We start from the raw sequence: 17,205 nt of genomic DNA, 5'->3' as shown, positions 1-17,205 counted from the left end.
GCCCGACCATTACCACTGGTTGTCGGGCTACCTCGGCTCACGCTATCTCCGCGGCTTCACCCGCAACATGATGGGCGGCATCGTCATGGTGCTCGGAACCGTGCCGGGTCTGATGTTGCTCAGTCCGTCGGGTCCCGACACGAACCTCGGTCGCGCGGTCAGTGTGGCGGTGGTGGCGATATGCGTGGTGATGGCCGTCGTCTGGTTCTCGCACTGGCCCACCCGGCGGGAATCGCTGGCGTTCGCGGTGGTGTCGAACGTCTGCATCGCCGCGCTCGCGCTGGTCTGGCCGGACCCGCTGACCGGGCTGCTGGCATGTATCACGTTCGCTGCGCTGGCGGGTTATGTGGCGTTCTTCCACTCCACCCCTCACCTGGTGATGGTGCTGGCCACCGCGACCGCGGTGGCGTTGCGCTGCGCAGCCGAGATCACCGCCGCCGGCGACGGCTACCTGGCCACCGTCGCGTTCCTGATGATCGCGGTCGGGGTGCTGGCCGTGCCGTTCTCGGCGCAGGTGCTGGTACACCTCCTCGGCGGTGACGCGCTGCAGTCGCACACCGACGCGCTGACCGGGCTGCGCAACCGGCGCGGCTTCTACCGGGCGGTCCGGTACCTGGTCAGCACGGCGCCGGCCCGCGGGCTGCCGCACCTGACCGTGGCGATGATCGATCTCGACCACTTCAAGCGGGTCAACGACACCCGCGGGCACGCCACCGGGGACCGGCTGCTGGTGTCGGTCGCGGCGAGCCTGCGCCAGGCCACCCGCGGGCAGGCGATCGTGGGGCGGGTCGGGGGCGAGGAGTTCCTGATCGCCGAGGCGACCCGCGAGGACGACGCCGACGCGCTGGCCGAGCGGCTGCGCGCCACGATCGCGACGAGTTCCTGGGGGGTCACGGCGAGCGTCGGTGTGGTGTGCGCCCGGCTCAACCGCGACGCCGACACCCGGGAGATCCTGGGCGAGCTCGTCGAAGCCGCGGACGCGGCGATGTACGAGGCCAAGCGCTCCGGCGGCAACCAGTACCGCCGGGCCTGGCCGGTCAGCGGCCTGAGCGCACCTGCTGCACGACCCCGACGACCGCGTCGGCGACGGCGCGGGGCTGGTAGAGCATCATGTTGTGGCCTGCCTCCGGCACCACCACGTTGGTGGTGCCCAGCGCCTTGGCGAGCAGGTCGTTGGCGCGGTGGATCTGCGCCTGCGTGTAGGTGTCCGGGGTGAGCTGCGCCGGCGGCGGGAACCGGTCCCCGCTGAGGACCGCGGCCGGGACGCGCGGCAGCGGCGGCGCGGCGGCCACCTCGGCGAAGGCCTCCTCGAACCACACGCTCTCCCCCGGCGCCCGCCCCTGGCTGCCCGCGGCGTAGAACGCCGCGTTCTGGGCCGGACTTCCGAGACCGGGCAGGAACTCCGAGGTCGGCTCGACGAACACCAGACCCGCCACCAGATCGGGGTGCGTGCGGGCCAGCAGGTCCAGCACCAGCCCGCCGTAGGAATGGGCCACGAAGACCAGCGGCGTGGGCAGCCGCGCGGCGGCGATCAGCGCCACCACGTCGTCGACGTCGCGCACGATGCCGTGCGGCTGAGCCGCCGGCGTCGATCGGTGGTCACCGTCGGGGCGGGTGTCGGGGCGGTCGTAGACGCACACGCGCGTCGTCCTCGCGATGGCCGGCTGTGCCGCGTCGGCCCCGGGCACCGGATCGGCGATCTCGATGTCGTCGTACGGGCTCGACCAGACCCGGTCCCCGGCCGGGATCAGGTGGTTCCACACCTGGCCGTAGCTGCCGAGCCCGGGGATCACGAAAACCGTTGGCGCACCGGAGCCCTGGCAGTCGAGGTACAGCGTGCGACCGTCGCCGAGGTCCACCGGGCCCGCGACCGCAGGCGGCGGTTGGGCCGTACTGCTCGCACCCGGGGCCAGCGCGACGAGCGCCGCCGCGACCGCGCCGGCCGCACGCCTCCTCATACCGCAGACGTCACAGCAGGATGCCCAGGAGCAGCAGCGCGATGGCCGCGACGGGCAGCGCGCCCTGCGTGACCGCCGCCCGCGACTTGTCGGGCGCCGAGACCAGCAACACCACCGCGGCGGCGGCCATCGACCCGACCCCGGCGAACACCAACGCCAGGCCGACCCCGGTGGCGCCGCTGAACGCCGCGATCACCCCGATCACGGTCACGATCGCCAGGAACAGGTTGTAGAAGCCCTGGTTGAGGGCCATCAGCTTGGTGGCCTGCGCCTGCTCCTCGGTGTTGCCGAACACCGCGCGGGTACGCGGCGAGGTCCAGGTCAGCGCTTCCATCACAAAGATGTACGCGTGCAACAGAGCGGCCAGCACCGCCACGATCAACCCGGCAGTCACCATCGGCGACACCTCCTGTCAGTCGAACAGGTCCGCCTGGCCGAGCCCGGTGGCGTTGGCCGGCGGCTTCAACCCCAGATGCGTCCAGGCCTGGGCGGTGGCGACCCGACCGCGCGGGGTGCGGGCGATCATCCCGGCCCGCACCAGAAACGGCTCGCACACCTCCTCGACCGTGGTCGCCTCCTCGCCGACCGCGACGGCCAACGTGGACACCCCGACCGGCCCTCCGCCGAAGCTGCGCGTCAGCGCCGACAGTACCGCGCGGTCCAGCCGATCCAGCCCGAGTTCGTCGACGTCATAGACCTCGAGCGCGTACTTGGCGATGTCGCGGGTGATGACCCCGTCGGCGCGCACCTCGGCGTAGTCGCGGACCCGGCGCAGCAGCCGGTTGGCGATGCGTGGTGTGCCCCGCGAGCGGCGGGCGATCTCGGAGCCGGCGTCGGCACCCAGCTCGATGCCCAGGATGCCTGCCGAGCGGGCCAGCACCCGTTCCAGCTCGGCGGGCTCGTAGAAGTCCATGTGCGCGGTGAACCCGAACCGGTCCCGCAGCGGGCCGGTCAGCGCACCCGAGCGGGTGGTCGCACCCACCAGCGTGAACGGTGCGACCTCCAGTGGAATGGACGTCGCGCCAGGGCCTTTCCCGACGACGACGTCGACGCGGAAGTCCTCCATCGCCAGGTACAGCATCTCCTCGGCGGGCCGGGCGATGCGGTGGATCTCGTCGATGAACAGCACGTCGTGCTCGACGAGGTTCGACAGCATCGCGGCGAGATCACCGGCGCGCTCCAACGCGGGCCCGGACGTCAGGCGTAACGACGACCCGAGTTCGGCGGCGATGATCATCGCCAGCGAGGTCTTGCCCAGACCCGGCGGCCCGGACAGCAGTATGTGGTCGGGTGTGCCGCCGCGGTTCTTGGCACCCTCCAGGACCAGCTGAAGCTGCTCCCGCACCCGCGGCTGGCCGATGAACTCACCGAGTGAGCGCGGGCGCAGGCTGGCGTCGACGTCGCCCTCGCCGACGGTCAGCGCCGGCGACACCTCGCGCTCGTCGGGCATGTCGTCTGCCCCGTCCGGAAACCGGCCCATGTCACTTCTTCCCCAGCATCGACAGCGCGGCGCGCAGCGCACTCGAGGTGGTGGCCTCCGGGTCGTTGGCCAGCACCTTGTCGGTGGCCTCCTCCGCCTGCTTCTGCGCGAAACCCAGACCGACGAGGGCCTCGACCACCGGACCGCGGATCCCGTGCCCGCCTGCAGCAGTGACGCCGCCCGAGGCCGTCGCGCCCACCTTGTCGCGCAGTGTCAGCACCAGCAGTTCCGCGGTCTTCTTGCCCACCTTCGGAATTCGGGTCAGCGCGGTGACGTCGCCGTCGCCGATGGCCTGCCGCAGGGACGGTCCGTCGTACATCGCCAGTGCGCCCAGCGCGATGCTCGGACCGATCCCCGACACCCCGAGCAGCGTCAGGAACAGGTTGCGCGCGTCGCTGTCGGCGAAGCCGTACAACGTCATCGAGTCCTCGCGCACGATCATCGCCGTGATCAACCGGGCCTCCGCGCCGCGGCGCAGGGTGGCCAGCGTGGCCGGGGTGGCCATCACCTTGTAACCGACGCCGGCAGCCTCGATCACCACGTGGTCGAGGGCGATGTCGAGGACCTCGCCGCGGACCGCCGCGATCATCGGGCACTCCCGGACATCGGGCCCGTCTTCGCCGTGCCGTTCGTCTTCGCCGTGCCCTTCGCCTTCGCTTTGGCCTTGAGCGTGGCCTGGTACTTGCGGCGCTGCTCGGCAGCCATCTCCTCCGCGGCGGCCATCCGGGCGATCATCGGTGCGCGCCAGCAATGGCAGATGGCCAGCGCGAGTGCGTCCGCCGCGTCGGCAGGAGTCGGCTTCTGTTGCAGCGCAAGAATTCTGGTGACCATCTCGGTGACCTGCGCCTTGTCCGCGCGCCCGTTGCCGGTGACCGCGGCCTTGACCTCGCTGGGCGTGTGGAAGTGCACGTCGATGTCGCGGCGTGCCGCGGCCAGCGCGACCACGCCACCGGCCTGCGCGGTGCCCATCGCGGTATTGGCGTTCTGGTTGGAGAACACCCGCTCGATCGCGATCACGTCGGGCCGGTGGGTGTCCAGCCAGTGCTCGACCGTGTCACTGATGGCCAGCAGTCGGTGCGCCAGCGGGTGGTCGGCCGGAGTCCGCACGACGTCGACGTCGAGCGCGACGACCTGGCGACCTTTTCCGCTCTCGATGACCGACAGTCCGCACCTGGTCAGGCCGGGGTCGACACCCATCACCCGCACGCCAGCCCCTTCTCGAAACAGAACATTTGTTCGAGAGCTTAACCGGTGCGGCCGACCCCACCCGGCAGGACACGCGGGTCGGCCTGCCGTGCGGACAGCACGGTGCCGCGGTACCGGGCACCCAGCGCGCGGCCCGCCGCCAGCAGCGGCGCGGTGTCGCGCAACGTGCGGGCGAGCAGGAACGCGCCCTCCAGCGCCGCGATCAGCGTCAGCGCGACCTCTCCGGCCATGTCCCCGTCGAGTCCCCTGGACACGAAGTACGCGGTGCCACCCTCGATCCAGCCGATGAACACGTCACCGGCCGCCGTGCGCAGCTCCTCGACCGTGTCGGCCGTCTCGGCCGCGACGCTCGCGACGGGGCACATGTTGGCGAAGCCGGTGTCGGCCATGTCCGCGGCGGCCTGGCCGAACGCATCCTCGATGCCGTCACCCAGGTCGGTGTGGGCGTCCATCACCGCCGGGATCAGCAGCCCGTAGGCCAGTCCCGCGTTGGTCAGCGCCTCCCGGGCGATCTCGGCCTTGCCGCCACGGAAGTGGTGGTAGAGCGACCCGATCGGCGCACCCGACGCGTGCGCGATGTCCTTCATGCCGACCCCGGCGTAACCCCGGTGCCGCATCAACTCCGCGGCCGCGGTCAGGATCGATTCCCTCGTCGACCTTGCCATCGCCACCTCCTGGTGCCAGGCTAGAGCATACGTTCTAGAACGACCATTCTAGTGGAGGTGCGATGAGGACGGTCCAGATCGGCGCCGGGGCCCTGCAGTACCGCGAGGAAGGCACACCCGGCGGCCCACCGGTCGTGCTGCTGCACGGCCTGCTGATGAACGACACGCAGTGGGACCTCGCACTGCCGCACCTGCCGTCGGGGTTCCGCTACCTACTGCCGGTGCTGCCGATGGGCGGGCACCGCATCCCGATGCACGACGACGCCGACCTGACCCTGCCCGGCATGGTCGGCATCGTCGCCGACTTCCTCGACGCGCTCGACCTGACCGGCGTCACGCTGGTGGTCACCGACTGGGGCGGTCCACTGTTCCTCACCGACCTGGGCCGCGACCAGCGGGTGGGCCGGCTGGTGACCTGCCCGTCGGAGGCGTTCGACAACTTTCCCCCCGGCCTGCCCGGAAAGATGGCGTGGCTGGCCGCCCGCACCACCGGCACCATGTGGCTGGCGATGCGCCAACTCAAGGTCGGCCTGCTGCGCCGCCAGCGGCTCATGTTCGGGATGATGGCCAAATACCCTGTCCCCCAGCCTATTGCGGACGACTGGGTACAGCACGGACTCGCCGACCGCAGGATCCGGCGCGACCTGGTCAAATACTGCCGCACCCGGTTCGACGGCGACGATCTCGTCCGCGCCACCCATCGGCTGCGCGAATTCGACCGCCCGGCACTGGTGCTGTGGACCGACAACCCGGTGATGCCGGCCGAGCACGGGCGCAGGCTCGCCGAACTACTTCCCCAGGGACGCCTGGAGACCGTCGACGACGCCTACGTGCTGCCCATGCTCGACCAGCCCGAGAAGACCGCTGCGGCGATCGCGACCTTCCTGGCCGTCACCGCCGCTCGGTGAACTCTCAGCGGAACGACGCGCGCGGCGCCCCGATCCCCTGGTCGATCTTCACCGGCCCGGCCGCCGACGGCGCGATCGGGAAATCGAAGATGGCAGTCGGGATGTACACGGTCGCACAGGCATTCGGGATGTCGACGACGCCCGAGAGCCGGCCCTCGATCGGCGCGGCGCCCAGGAGCAGGTAGGCCTGTTCGGGGCTGTAGCCGAACTTCGTCAGGTAGTCGATCGCGTGCAGGCAGGCCCGCTGGTAGGACAGATGCGAGTCGAGGTAACGCTGTTCGCCGTCCAGAGTCACCGACGTGCCGGAGAACGCCAGCCATTCCGAGTACTGCGGGTCGGTGTTGCCTGGCATGAAGATCGCGTTCTCGCTGACCCCGTAGGTCTCCATGCCGCCGGGGATCACGTCGACCCGCAGGTCGATGAAGCCGCCCATCTCGATGGCGCCGCAGAAGGTGATCTCCCCGTCGCCCTGGGAGAAGTGCAGGTCACCGACCGACAGGTTGGCGCCGTCCACGAACACCGGGTAGAAGATCCGGCTGCCCTTGGTCAGGTTCTTGATGTCCTGGTTGCCGCCGTTCTCCCGCGGCGGCGCGGTGCGGGCGGCCTCGGCGGCGGCCCTGGTGAACGCGTCACCGGTGAGGCCACCCAGGATCGCGTCCTGCGGCTCGGGCGGCAGCGCCAGCGGCGGCACCCGGTCGGGGTCGGTGGCGATCAGTGCGGCCTCGCGGGTGTTCCACGTCGAGAGCAGGTCGCGAGACGGCGCGGTACCCATCAGGCCGGGGTGCACGATCCCGGTGAACGCCACTCCCGGAATGTGGCGTGAGGTGGCCTTCTGCCCGGAGAAGTCCCAGATCGCCTTGTAGGCATCGGGGAACTGCTCGGTGAGGAAACCGCCGCCGTTCTCTGTCGGGAAGATGCCGGTGTAGCCCCAGCCCTGGCCGGCCAGCGGGCCCGAGTCCTCCTGCGGGATCGGGCCGACGTCGAGGATGTCGACGATCAGCAGGTCGCCGGGCTTGGCGCCCTCGACGGCGATCGGGCCCGACAACACGTGCACGGTGGTCAGCGGGGCGTTGAGGATGTCGTCGGCCGAATCGTCGTTGTGGATCGCGCCGTCGAACCACTCGCGGCAGTGCACCCGGAACGAGTCGCCCTTCTTGACCGTCACCGCGGCCGGGATGTCGGGATGCCAGCGGTTGTGGCCGAGCTTCTCCTGATCGGTGAACTTCTTGGTGGAGTCGAGCGGGAAGACGACGTCAGGCATGGGATCTCCTTCTAGGGGCGCGGGAGGTTGCGGTGCAGCGGGTTGGTCGTGACCTTGCGGCCGGCGCCGCCGCGGGGCGGGGCCGAGACGACCGCGGGGTTATCGGCAGTGCTCCGGGTGGCGTCCTGCAGCGCCATCGCGGTGCCGCCGGAACGGCCCAGATGAGGCGCGGCGATCATCCGGCGGGCCGGACCGCCGCAGTCAGGACAGTCGACCACGTCCGGACGGGTCTGCATCGGGTGCCTCTGCCGCGTGGTGCCACACCCGGCTTCGCAGCGAAAGACATAGAAGACCAAGGCATTTCCTCACTGTGCTCCGACCGGCGACGCTCACACTACCGAGTCGGGCGGCTGCCCGCGCGGCAGTTGGAGAAGCCGACAATCCGCCACGGTCCGGGTGTGGCCGGCTACAGCGCGGGACGCCGGTCAGCTGCCGGGCGGCGGCAGCCGACGACCGCGTGCTTGTCCCGCGAAAGTGTTGGGCGACTGGGATTTTGCCGAGACGGTGCCAGCCTCGGTGTCCGGCGCCGCGGTTTCCGTCATGCCCATGCTGCGCGCCGCCCACAGCGCGATCCGGAAGTTGATGCGGTCGGACTCGTCCAGCGGGCTGGCCCCGGTGAGTTCCGCGATCTTCGCCAACCGGTTGCGCAGCGTGTTCACATGCACGTACAGCTGACCGGCCGCTGTGGAGATGTCGTTGCCAGGAGCCAGGAACGCCTTCAGTGACGCCACCAGGTACGAACTGTTGTCCTTGTCATGGTCGACCAGAGGCACCAGCAGGCGGTGCACGAACGGCACCAGACGCACCTTCGGGACGGCGGCCAGCAGACCCTGCAGCGTGGCGATCTCGTCGATGTGCACGGTGCGCCGCCACCTGCTGGCCTCGTGCAGCGCCTCGAGCGCTTCCGGAATCGCGTAGGCCATCGACTGGGCGTCGGCGGCCAGGGCCACCCCGCACGCCAGCGGCGAGGCCGCGAGATCCGCGCTGAACTCCGCGGTCTGCGGGCACAGCGCGACGATGTTGTCGTCGAGTGAGGCCACGGCGCCGGAGTGCCGGTCGACCAGTTCGTGGACCCGGGCGTGCACGTCGGTGGTGAAGGCGCACACCACCACCGGCGCGCCGGACAGCCCGTACCGGGCCAACTCCGACTCGACCGGGCCGACGCCGAGAGTGCCCGCGACGAACCAGCGCAGCAGGGCGCCGAGTTCACGCTCGCGGACGTCGGTCTCCCGGTCGCGGGCCCTCCGCGACTCGGCCCAGTCGATGATCCGACGGAACGGGACGGCGGCGTGCTGGATCAGCAGCGGCAGGTCGCGCTCGCTGCAGGCGTCCACCAACACGGCCGGTATCTCGTCGAGGACGTCGCCCAGCCCGATCAGCAGGGCCGCGACGCCGCGGTCGGTCAGCGTCCCCACGTAGTGCTGGATCGCCTCGGCGGGCTGACCGGCCACCGGCACGCCGACGCTGAGGATCAGCTCCTCCCCGGCCAGGTACGGCGACGGATCGGCGAGCTCGGTCGGGTAGACGTAGCGGATCGGCCGGTCCAGGTCGCAGGCCGGCGTAAGCGTGTCGACGTGCAAATCCGGTTCCGCCAGCAGTTGGCGCAGGCTGACAGTCCCGTCGTGGGGTGCTGCCGCCGGATCCGCTGACTGGACTGTCATGGCTGCGCAGTCTAAGCCGCCGATCGTGCCCTCATAGGTCGAGCCTGAGCGTGCCTCCGTCGCGTGACCGGGACACGCAGATCATCATCGTCGCGTTTGCCTGGCGTTCCTTGTCGCTGAGCAATTCGTCCCGGTGATCGACGTCACCGGCGAGCACCTTGGTCTCGCAGGTGCCGCAGAATCCCGCGGCGCACGAGAACGGGGTGTCCGGCGCGACTTTCAGGACGGCGTCGAGCACGGTCGTGTCGTCGGTCACCGTGACGGTGACCCCGCTGCGGGCCAACTCGACGTCGAAGGCACCGTCGCCGTCGGCCGGGCGCGCGACCTCACCGCCTGCCGCGGCGAACCGCTCGGTGTGCAGCGCCACCTCGGGACGGAGTTCACAGGCGGCCTGCACGGCGGCGAGCATCGCCGGCGGCCCGCAGCAGTACACGGCGGTCCCGGGCGCGCTGTCGGCCAGTGCGCCGGTGAGGTCGGGCAGACCGGCCTCGTCCTGCGCCACGATCTCGACGCTGTCGAGCACGCCGAGCCGGTCGAGGAAGGCCATCGCCGTCCGGCTGCGGCCGCCGTAGATCAGTCGCCACGGCGGCGGTTCCGCGCGCCGCTGCAGCGATTCGATCATCGCCAGCACCGGGGTGATGCCGATGCCGCCGGCCAGGAACAGGTAGCGCGGCGCGTCGGTCAGCGCGAAGTTGTTGCGTGGCTCTCCGACCTCAAGGACCTCCCCGACGCGCAGCCGCTCGTGGATCTCCCGGGACCCGCCGCGTCCGTCACCGACCAGGAAAACCGCGATGGTGTAGCCGGCCGGGTCCTCGGCGTCCCCGCACAGCGAGTACTGGCGCACCAGCCCCGACGGCAGGGTCACCGGCACATGCGCGCCGGGTTCCCATGGAGGCAGCGGGTCGCCGGTGGTGCTGCGCAGCACCACGCTGACGACCTGCTCGGCCTCCCAACGCAACTGGGTGACGCGCAGCCTCACGCTCGGTCGTGGCCGTTGACCGCGGCCGGTTCCGTGGTGGTGGCGGACGCCTCGACGAGTCCGCGGGCCTCTTGGATCGTCTGCACGGCGTACTGCGTGGCACGGCGGTAGTTCAGCGTGTAGATGTCTGCCGGTGCGGAGACCTCGAACGCCTGTCCCGCCAGCGGGACCTCCTTGGGGTCCAGGCCTTCGAGCACCGGGGTGTCCTCGTTGAACACCATGGTCTCGGTGGCCAGGATCTCGTCGACCGAGCCGCCGCGGAAGTCGCGGTCGGTGGCCACGCCCCAGAAGATGATGCACTTGTCGTAACTCACCGGCGACGGGAAGTCCACGAGGTAGCGCTTGCCGGTCTCCGGGCCGAAGTCGTACAGGATCGTGGCGATGCCCGGGGCGTAGGAGTGGTAGTGCATCCACGCGTCGCCGACCGCCGAGAACTGCGCGGAGGGGACCTGCTTGTAGTAGTAGGACGCCCACACCTCGCGTCCGTCCCGCTTGACCTCGAGATCGGTCACCACCGGGTCGACCTCGCCCATCGACGGCTCGTGCACGAACGGGAAGTGGGCCATGTCGCGGAAGTTCTCGGTGGCCGCCATGAACCCGCACTCGGCGTGGATGGGTTCGGCTGCGCGCCATTCCAACTCAAGGTCGGCGATCTCCGGCGGGTTGGGCAGGTCGAACACCGGATCACCCAGGCAGGTCCACACGTGGCCGAACCGCTCGATGACGGGATAGGCCTTGATCTCGGCCTTGGGCGGGATCCGGCCGTCGGCGGGCAGTGACGGGATGCGGGTGCACTGCCCGGAGCCGCCGTCGAACTGCCAGCCGTGGTACGGGCAGGCGATGCTGTCGCCCATCACTTTTCCGTCGGCGAGGTTGCCGCCGCGGTGGATGCAGCGCCGGTCGGTGACCCGCGCGGCGCCGGTCGAGTCGCGGAACACCACCAGGTTCTGGTCGAGCAGCGTGGCCGACTGCGGTGTCACGATGTCCTGGGACCGGGCGACGACGAACCAGACGTGCTGGTAGGCCTCGCGCAACTTCTCCGGGGTCAGTGCGTCGCGGTTCATGGTGGTTCTCCTTACGGTCGGGCGGTGACCGGGGTCGGTTCGGGACGGGTCAGGGTTCGCGGGGTGAGCTGCTGGGCGCGAACGTGATTCGCGATCTCCGACATGCCTGCCACCCACACGTCGTCCATCGCGCACACCTCGGCGATGAACTCGCGCAGCGCGGCGGCCCGGCCGGGACGGCCGGACAGGAACGGATGGTTGGTCAGGATCCACGCGCCACCGATCTCACGCATGGCGGCCAGTTCACTGCGCCACAGCTCGATCGCCTTGGCCGGTGTCTCGATCAGCCCGGTGCCGGAGAAGTCGGGGATGAAGCAGTACTGCTGCCAGTCGTCGAGGGCCCAGCTGACAGGCAGCTCGACGAGCGAGGTGTCGCCGACCGCCAACTCGTAGGGGTGATCGGAGTCCATCAGCGTCGAGTCGTAGAGGAAGCCGAACTCCGCCAACAACTTCGGCGAATGCCAGTTCATCTCCCACATCGGGGCGCGGTAACCGCTCGGCCGCACTCCGGCGACCTCCTCGAGCGCCTCAAGTCCGCGCTCCAGAATCGCCCGCTCGGTGGCCTCGTTGACACCGACCAGGGACTCGTGCAGGTAGCCGTGATGGGCGATCTCGTGGCCGCCCTCGGCGATCGAGCGGACCGCGTCGGGATGGCGGTGCGCGGTGTAGCCGGGAACGAAGAACGTTCCGGGAACCTTGAATTCCTCGAGGATGCCCAGCAGGCGCGGCACCCCGACCAGCGGGCCGTAGGCCTGGTGCGACATCGCACCCATCCGGTCGGCGAACGCGAGATCGGTGGTCAGCAGCGGGCACTCGGCGTCCACGTCGAAGGTGAACGCGACAGCGCAGCGCTTGCCGTCCGGCCATGTCACCGGGCCGGCGGGGATCGGGGCGGTCATCGTTGTGCCTTTCTTCCGAAGACGGACAGGAACTCCCAGGTGACGTTCGCGGCCGCGATGGCGGTGATCTCCGCGTGGTCGTAGGCCGGCGAGACTTCGACGACGTCGACGGCGACCAGGTTCACCGAATCCAGACCGCGCACGACCTCCAGCAGTTCGCGGCTCGACATGCCGCCCGCCTCCGGGGTGCCGGTGCCCGGCGCGTGCGCCGGATCCAGTACGTCGATGTCGACCGACACGTACACCGGTGCGTCACCGACCCGCGCGCGGATCTTCTCGATGACACCGGCGGCGCCGAGGGTGTCGATGTCGCGGCAGGTCACCACGGAGAAGCCGAAGTTCGCGTCCTCCACGAGATCCTGCTTGTCGTAGATCGATCCGCGCACCCCGACGTGGATGTTGCGGTCCAGCAGCAGACCCTCCTCGAAGGCCCGGCGGAACGGCGAGCCGTGGGTGATGTCGGCGCCGTAGTAGCTGTCCCAGGTGTCGAGGTGGGCGTCGAAGTGCACCAGTGCCATCGGCCCGTGCACGCTGTGGGCGGCCCGCAGCGACGGCAACGCCACCGAGTGGTCTCCGCCCAGGATCACCGCGCGGGTGCCCTTGGCGAGCAGTTCGGTGAGCTGTTCGGCGACCTGATCGACCGCCTCGGCGATGTCGAACGGGTTGCACGCCAGGTCTCCTGCGTCGGCGAACTGACAGACCTCGAACGGTTTGATGTCCAGCTCGGGGTTGTAGCCGCGGATCAGGCGCGAGCCCTGCCGGATCGCGTTGGGGCCGAAGCGTGCTCCCGGACGGTAGGTGACCGCGCTGTCGAAGGGCACGCCCACCACGACGACGTCGGCGTGGGCCACGTCCTCCAGCCGAGGGAGCCGCGCGAAGGTGGTCCACCCCGCGTAGCGGGGCTGCACCTGGGGGTCGGCCGCACCGACGATCGGGTTGCGGCCGCTGTCGTTGTTCATCAAAACCCTTCCTAGACCCGGTTCCGGGACAATCCACCGTCGACATTGACTATCTGGCCCACCGCTGCACCGAGGTCGGGCCGGACAGCAGGGCGATGACGCGCGCCGCCTGCTCGACGGTCCCGCACCGGTTCAGCGGTGGCGCGTCGCACGAAACACCTGCCGCCGCATCACAAACCGACCATTCCGAGTCGATCGCACCGATCGCGACGGCGTTCACGCCGATACCGAACCCGCCGAAGTCGCGGGTCAGCGTCTTGGTCAGCGCGACGATCCCCCCTGCCGCGGCGGCGACGGCGGCCAGGGACGGCCCGCCGACGTGCCAGCGCGAGGTGGTCAGCACCATCCGGCCTCCGGTGCCGGCGTCGCGCATGTGCTCGGCGACCGCCTGCGCGTACAGGAAGCTGCCGGTCAGCGTGGTGTCGACATGCCGCCAGAAGTCCTGCATCGACTCGTCGCCGATGGGGGCGACATGGGGCAGTCCGTGTGCGACGACCAGCACGTCGATGCCGCCCATCGCGTCGACCGCGCGCGCGACGGCCGTGCGGACAGCGTCCCTGTCCGCATGGTCGACGTCCGCGGTGGTGCCGTCGGTGACGGCGCCGCGCTCGGCGAAGTGGTCGCGTACTGCAGCGCCGAGCCTGGTGTCGAGGCCGGAGACGAACACCCGGCGAGGTTCTCCACACATCATCAGATCACCGTTCCGCTGTTGACCGACAACACTTCTCCGCACAGGAAGAGGTCCTCCTCCAGCAGTGCCCGGACGAGTTCGGCGACCTCGCGGGGCTGGGCGATGCGCCGCGCGGGCAGCCCCGAGGTGAACTCCTCGGCACGCTCCCAGGAGTCGGGCGGCAGCAGAGGGGTGTCACACGGGCCGGGGGCGACCGCGTTGACCAGCACGCCGTCGCCGGCCACCTCCACGGCGATGCTGCGCAGCAGGCTCAGCGCCGCACCTTTGGCCGCGGCGTAGTGGGCGTCGTTGCTGCCTCCGCCGATCGCACGCTCGGACGCGATCCCGACGATGCGCCCGCTCCCCCGTCGCCGCATCTGCGGCAGCACCGCACGGCACACATGGGCCAGTCCGCCCACGTGCACCCGCAGCATCCGCTCCCAGGAGGCCTGCGAGATGTCCAGGGCTGGGGTCTCTTCGTAGATGCCGGCGCAGATCACCGCCGCGTCGATCCGCCCGAAGGTCGCCTCGAGCTCGGCGATGGAGTCGTTGACCTCCCGCTCCTCGGCGACATCGGCGACCAGCCACTTGTCCATGGCCGGTGCGGGTTCGCGCGAGATCGACGCGACCTTCCAGCCGCCGGCCTGCAGGATCTGCGCGATCTCGGAACCGATGCCGCTGCCTGCGCCGGTCACGACGGCGACCGGAGAGGAATCCCGCTCGCTCATACGAGTTCCGCCCGGGTCTCGTGCACCGGCTCGGCCGGTCCGTCGGGACCGTCGGTTCCGTCGGGTCCGCCGAGGGGACGCTCACCGACCTTGCGCACCTTGACGATCACCGCGCCCAGCGCCAGGATCGCGCCCATCGCGACGAAGAACGCCCAGTTGATGTACCAGGTGTCCGACACCGTGCGCGGCCAGACGATGTTGACGAAGGAGAAGCCGGCCCACAGCAGCGCCACCACCGCCACCGGGGTGCCGAACCTGCCCAGGTTCCACGGCCCCGGCACCCAGGTGCCGCGCATCCGCGCCACCACCCCGGTGACCAACGGGAACAGGAACGCCATGTAGTAGCCGCCCGCGGTGAAAGTGACCAGCACCGAATAGATGTCGGTCGCCGAGATCAGGTAGACGAACGCTCCGATGACCGTGGTCACCAGGATCGCGTTGATCGGCTGGGCTTCGGCCTTGGACAGCTTGGCCAGCACCCGGGAACCCGGCAGCACCCGGTCACGGGCGAAGGACCAGATGACCCGCGACGCGGTGGCCTGCAGCGCCAGGAAGCTGGCGAGGAAACCGATGACGAACAGGAACAGGATCGGCTTCACCGCGGAATCGCCCAGCGCGCTGCGCAATACGTAGGTGACCGGGTCGGCTTCCTCGCCCGAGGTCAGCCTGTCGAAGTCGGGCACCGCGAGCGTCACGGCCAGCGAGGCGTAGGCGATCACGATCGCGATGAACGCCACCGCGAACAGCATCGCCCTGGGCACGCTGCGCTGCGGGTTCTTGACCTCTTCGGCGATCGCGCCGGCACTTTCGAAGCCGAGGATGGACCAGCCGGTGAACGCGAGCGCGGCCAGGAACGGACCGGTGAGATAGGCCATCGACCACCCGCTGGTCAGGTCGATGCCGTGGAAGATGGCGTCGAAACCGTGGTGGCGGTGGAAAATCAGCAGGTAGGTGCTCAGACCCACCGAGGCGATGATCTCGGCGATGATGCTGGCGCCCATGAGCGCCTTGAGGAATCCGCGCCCCAGGATGTTGGCTCCGGTGCCGGCGAGAAGGATCAGCAGCGCGATGATGCTCTGCTGCACGGCGGTCGGAGCTTCGATCCCGACGAGCTGGGCCAGGAATCCGGCGCCGCCGTAGGCGACCGTGGCCATGATGATCACCAGCGCCCACATGTGGACCCAGCCGGCCATCCAGCCGGCGACCTCGCCGGCGAGGCGCTTGGTCCACTGATAGATCGAGCCTTCGAAGGGCCAGCGCGACACCAGCTCACCGAACGCCAGCGCCACGAAGAACTGCCCGACGCCGACGATGATGAACGTCCACCAGAATCCCGGCCCGGCCGTCGCGATCGACAGACCGTAGATGCCGTACATCGCCACGATCGGCGAGATGAACGCGAATGCGAACGCGAACGCCGACCACAGCGAGAACTCGCGTTTCAATTCCTTTGGCGCTGAGCTCTTTTGCTCGCTAGACGACATCTGGTCTCCCTTTCGATGGCCCGAAGACACGCAAGTATGGGCATGCGCAGGGGCATCAGTCGCGCGGAGTGGCCAACTGCGGTCCGGGCGCACAGTCGCCGGGTGCGCGACTGTAGGGATCTACAACGTCCGCGGTTCGCGTCGCGCCGCAGCGGGTCGGGGCGCGAGTATCAACGGCGTGCCGGACACCGATCAGACGACATTCCTGTCGGCTCTGGAGGACCACCTCCATGCCGTCGTGCGGGACGGCGTCGCCGAACCGCTGCGCTCGGTCGACGAGCAACTGGACGAGGTCGCCTGGCTCTGCCGGTCCGCGGTGCAGGCAGGCGGCAAACGCCTGCGCCCCCGGTTCGCCTACTGGGCGTGGCGGGTCGGCGCCCCGGCGGGCGCCGACCCGGGCCCGCTCGTGCGTCCGGCCGCCGCGCTGGAGTTGCTGCACGCGGCGATCCTGGTGCACGACGACGTGATCGACCGCTCCGAGGTGCGCCGCGGGCAACCGTCGGTGCGCGCGGCGCTGGCGGCCGGCCACCGCTCCGCCGCCGGATGGGGCGACCCCACCGACTTCGGCGACCACATGGCGCTGCTCGTCGGGGACCTGCTGTGGTCGGCGGCGCACGACACGTTCGACGACGCGGTCGCCGAACTGCCCCTCGACCTCGCCCGCGGCGCGTCGCGGGTCTTCCGGGCCATGCGGGCCGAGGTACTGGCCGGTCAGCTACTGGAGTTGCGGGCCCAGGCCGGTCGCGACTACCGCGCCGGCACGGCCGAGAAGATCCTGCGGTACAAGACCAGCGCCTACACCGTCGAGCGCCCGATGACATTGGGCCTGCAGGTGGCCGGGTCCGCCGGGTCGACGACCGCCGCGGTGCTGCGCGACTACGCCGGCGCCGTCGGGCAGGCGTTCCAGCTGCGCGACGACCTGGCCGACCTGTTCGGCACGACCGAGACCAGCGGGAAACGGACCGGCGACGACATCCGGGCGGGCAAGCCCACCGAACTGCTCGGCGTCGCGCTGAACCTGGCGAGCGAGCCGCAGGTGGACGTGCTCACCGCGATCGTCGGCAGTCAGGCCGCCGACGAGGCCGACATCGCCGACGTCCAGCAGATCATGCTGGCCTGCGGGGCGGCCGAACACGTCCGCAGGCACATCGCGGATCTGGTCGCCACGGCGGACCGCGCGCTCACGCAGCTATCCGCCGACGTGGACGCCGGCGCACTCGACGGCCTCAAAGAGATGCTCGTGGAGTGCACCGAGCTGTCGTTCGTGCCTGCGCCCTGAGCGC

At 70.1% G+C, this 17,205-nt stretch carries 18 protein-coding genes and 1 pseudogene; 3 read left to right on the top strand and 16 right to left on the bottom strand.

Annotated elements, in window-relative coordinates:
* Window positions 1–67 precede the first annotated feature (67 nt).
* Window positions 68–964, top strand: a pseudogene (locus tag C6A87_RS11975) (diguanylate cyclase domain-containing protein); the annotation flags it as partial.
* 73 nt (window positions 965–1,037) lie between these two features.
* Here C6A87_RS11975 and C6A87_RS11970 read toward each other — a convergent pair.
* Genes C6A87_RS11970 through C6A87_RS11945 form a run of 6 tightly spaced genes read right to left on the bottom strand, consistent with a single transcriptional unit; the run spans window position 1,038 to window position 5,309 of the window.
* The gene (locus C6A87_RS11970; RefSeq protein WP_311117414.1) at window positions 1,038–1,958 is read right to left on the bottom strand and encodes an alpha/beta fold hydrolase; all 921 of its coding nucleotides are present in this window, start codon (window positions 1,956–1,958) and stop codon (window positions 1,038–1,040) included.
* 10 nt (window positions 1,959–1,968) lie between these two features.
* Window positions 1,969–2,355: a DUF1304 domain-containing protein gene (locus C6A87_RS11965; protein ID WP_311117413.1), complete on the bottom strand. Its 387-nt coding sequence runs from the start codon at window positions 2,353–2,355 to the stop codon at window positions 1,969–1,971.
* A gap of 15 nt (window positions 2,356–2,370) precedes the next feature.
* Complete coding sequence (gene ruvB, locus C6A87_RS11960) at window positions 2,371–3,438, bottom strand: Holliday junction branch migration DNA helicase RuvB (RefSeq protein ID WP_311117412.1); 1,068 nt, start codon at window positions 3,436–3,438, stop codon at window positions 2,371–2,373.
* A 1-nt stretch (window position 3,439) separates the two neighbouring features.
* Complete coding sequence (gene ruvA / locus C6A87_RS11955; protein WP_311117411.1) at window positions 3,440–4,027, bottom strand: Holliday junction branch migration protein RuvA; 588 nt, start codon at window positions 4,025–4,027, stop codon at window positions 3,440–3,442.
* The gene (ruvC, locus tag C6A87_RS11950) at window positions 4,024–4,644 is read right to left on the bottom strand and encodes a crossover junction endodeoxyribonuclease RuvC (protein WP_311117410.1); all 621 of its coding nucleotides are present in this window, start codon (window positions 4,642–4,644) and stop codon (window positions 4,024–4,026) included. Before ruvC ends, ruvA begins: the two co-directional genes overlap by 4 nt.
* 38 nt (window positions 4,645–4,682) lie before the next feature.
* On the bottom strand, window positions 4,683–5,309 hold the full coding sequence (locus tag C6A87_RS11945; protein WP_311117409.1) for a TetR/AcrR family transcriptional regulator: 627 nt from the start codon (window positions 5,307–5,309) through the stop codon (window positions 4,683–4,685).
* A 62-nt stretch (window positions 5,310–5,371) separates the two neighbouring features.
* On the opposite strand from C6A87_RS11945, the gene C6A87_RS11940 reads away from it, so the two are divergent.
* Entirely contained in the window at window positions 5,372–6,217 is an 846-nt protein-coding gene (locus tag C6A87_RS11940) for an alpha/beta fold hydrolase (RefSeq protein ID WP_311117408.1), read from the top strand.
* A gap of 4 nt (window positions 6,218–6,221) precedes the next feature.
* On the opposite strand, the gene fmdA is transcribed toward C6A87_RS11940, so the two are convergent.
* From fmdA to C6A87_RS11890, 10 genes are all read right to left on the bottom strand, one after another.
* Window positions 6,222–7,478 carry a formamidase gene (gene fmdA, locus C6A87_RS11935; RefSeq protein WP_311117407.1) on the bottom strand — a complete coding sequence of 419 codons (1,257 nt, stop codon included), beginning with the start codon at window positions 7,476–7,478 and terminating at the stop codon, window positions 6,222–6,224.
* Between the two features lie 11 nt (window positions 7,479–7,489).
* On the bottom strand, window positions 7,490–7,714 hold the full coding sequence (locus C6A87_RS11930; RefSeq protein WP_311117406.1) for a zinc ribbon domain-containing protein: 225 nt from the start codon (window positions 7,712–7,714) through the stop codon (window positions 7,490–7,492).
* Window positions 7,715–7,903: 189 nt separating this feature from the next.
* Window positions 7,904–9,139 (bottom strand): PucR family transcriptional regulator ligand-binding domain-containing protein, encoded by a 1,236-nt coding sequence (locus C6A87_RS11925; protein WP_311117405.1) that lies wholly within the window; start codon window positions 9,137–9,139, stop codon window positions 7,904–7,906.
* A 31-nt stretch (window positions 9,140–9,170) separates the two neighbouring features.
* Window positions 9,171–10,118, bottom strand: a complete 948-nt coding sequence (locus C6A87_RS11920) for a PDR/VanB family oxidoreductase (protein WP_311117404.1) — start codon at window positions 10,116–10,118, stop codon at window positions 9,171–9,173.
* The gene (locus C6A87_RS11915; protein WP_311117403.1) at window positions 10,115–11,182 is read right to left on the bottom strand and encodes an aromatic ring-hydroxylating dioxygenase subunit alpha; all 1,068 of its coding nucleotides are present in this window, start codon (window positions 11,180–11,182) and stop codon (window positions 10,115–10,117) included. The genes C6A87_RS11920 and C6A87_RS11915 overlap by 4 nt, the downstream gene beginning before the upstream one ends.
* An 11-nt stretch (window positions 11,183–11,193) precedes the next feature.
* The gene (locus C6A87_RS11910) at window positions 11,194–12,081 is read right to left on the bottom strand and encodes a polysaccharide deacetylase (RefSeq protein WP_311117402.1); all 888 of its coding nucleotides are present in this window, start codon (window positions 12,079–12,081) and stop codon (window positions 11,194–11,196) included.
* Entirely contained in the window at window positions 12,078–13,040 is a 963-nt protein-coding gene (gene speB, locus C6A87_RS11905) for an agmatinase (RefSeq protein ID WP_311117401.1), read from the bottom strand. Before speB ends, C6A87_RS11910 begins: the two co-directional genes overlap by 4 nt.
* A gap of 49 nt (window positions 13,041–13,089) precedes the next feature.
* Window positions 13,090–13,707 carry an SDR family oxidoreductase gene (locus C6A87_RS11900; RefSeq protein WP_311117400.1) on the bottom strand — a complete coding sequence of 206 codons (618 nt, stop codon included), beginning with the start codon at window positions 13,705–13,707 and terminating at the stop codon, window positions 13,090–13,092.
* Window positions 13,708–13,730: 23 nt separating this feature from the next.
* Window positions 13,731–14,438: an SDR family oxidoreductase gene (locus C6A87_RS11895; protein WP_311117399.1), complete on the bottom strand. Its 708-nt coding sequence runs from the start codon at window positions 14,436–14,438 to the stop codon at window positions 13,731–13,733.
* Window positions 14,435–15,922, bottom strand: a complete 1,488-nt coding sequence (locus C6A87_RS11890; RefSeq protein WP_396837046.1) for an APC family permease — start codon at window positions 15,920–15,922, stop codon at window positions 14,435–14,437. Before C6A87_RS11890 ends, C6A87_RS11895 begins: the two co-directional genes overlap by 4 nt.
* Before the next feature lie 178 nt (window positions 15,923–16,100).
* Between C6A87_RS11890 and C6A87_RS11885 the strand changes: the two genes are divergently transcribed.
* On the top strand, window positions 16,101–17,201 hold the full coding sequence (locus C6A87_RS11885) for a polyprenyl synthetase family protein (RefSeq protein ID WP_311117397.1): 1,101 nt from the start codon (window positions 16,101–16,103) through the stop codon (window positions 17,199–17,201).
* Window positions 17,202–17,205 lie beyond the last annotated feature (4 nt).

Origin of the sequence: Mycobacterium sp. ITM-2016-00317 (assembly GCF_002968295.1) — a bacterium.
Classification (GTDB): Bacteria; Actinomycetota; Actinomycetes; order Mycobacteriales; family Mycobacteriaceae; genus Mycobacterium.
The sequence above is the reverse complement of the archived record's forward strand: the minus strand, read 5'-3'. Positions and strand labels throughout refer to the sequence as shown.

Excerpts from the sequence above, each read along its gene's own strand:
- C6A87_RS11970 (WP_311117414.1), bottom strand. The coding sequence starts at position 1,958 with ATGAGGAGGCGTGCGGCCGGCGCGGTCGCGGCGGCGCTCGTCGCGCTG.
- C6A87_RS11965 (WP_311117413.1), bottom strand. The coding sequence starts at position 2,355 with ATGGTGACTGCCGGGTTGATCGTGGCGGTGCTGGCCGCTCTGTTGCAC.
- ruvB (WP_311117412.1), bottom strand. The coding sequence starts at position 3,438 with ATGGGCCGGTTTCCGGACGGGGCAGACGACATGCCCGACGAGCGCGAG.
- ruvA (WP_311117411.1), bottom strand. The coding sequence starts at position 4,027 with ATGATCGCGGCGGTCCGCGGCGAGGTCCTCGACATCGCCCTCGACCAC.
- C6A87_RS11945 (WP_311117409.1), bottom strand. The coding sequence starts at position 5,309 with ATGGCAAGGTCGACGAGGGAATCGATCCTGACCGCGGCCGCGGAGTTG.
- C6A87_RS11940 (WP_311117408.1), top strand. The coding sequence starts at position 5,372 with ATGAGGACGGTCCAGATCGGCGCCGGGGCCCTGCAGTACCGCGAGGAA.
- fmdA (WP_311117407.1), bottom strand. The coding sequence starts at position 7,478 with ATGCCTGACGTCGTCTTCCCGCTCGACTCCACCAAGAAGTTCACCGAT.
- C6A87_RS11930 (WP_311117406.1), bottom strand. The coding sequence starts at position 7,714 with ATGCAGACCCGTCCGGACGTGGTCGACTGTCCTGACTGCGGCGGTCCG.
- C6A87_RS11925 (WP_311117405.1), bottom strand. The coding sequence starts at position 9,139 with ATGACAGTCCAGTCAGCGGATCCGGCGGCAGCACCCCACGACGGGACT.
- C6A87_RS11915 (WP_311117403.1), bottom strand. The coding sequence starts at position 11,182 with ATGAACCGCGACGCACTGACCCCGGAGAAGTTGCGCGAGGCCTACCAG.
- C6A87_RS11910 (WP_311117402.1), bottom strand. The coding sequence starts at position 12,081 with ATGACCGCCCCGATCCCCGCCGGCCCGGTGACATGGCCGGACGGCAAG.
- speB (WP_311117401.1), bottom strand. The coding sequence starts at position 13,040 with ATGAACAACGACAGCGGCCGCAACCCGATCGTCGGTGCGGCCGACCCC.
- C6A87_RS11895 (WP_311117399.1), bottom strand. The coding sequence starts at position 14,438 with ATGAGCGAGCGGGATTCCTCTCCGGTCGCCGTCGTGACCGGCGCAGGC.
- C6A87_RS11890 (WP_396837046.1), bottom strand. The coding sequence starts at position 15,922 with ATGTCGTCTAGCGAGCAAAAGAGCTCAGCGCCAAAGGAATTGAAACGC.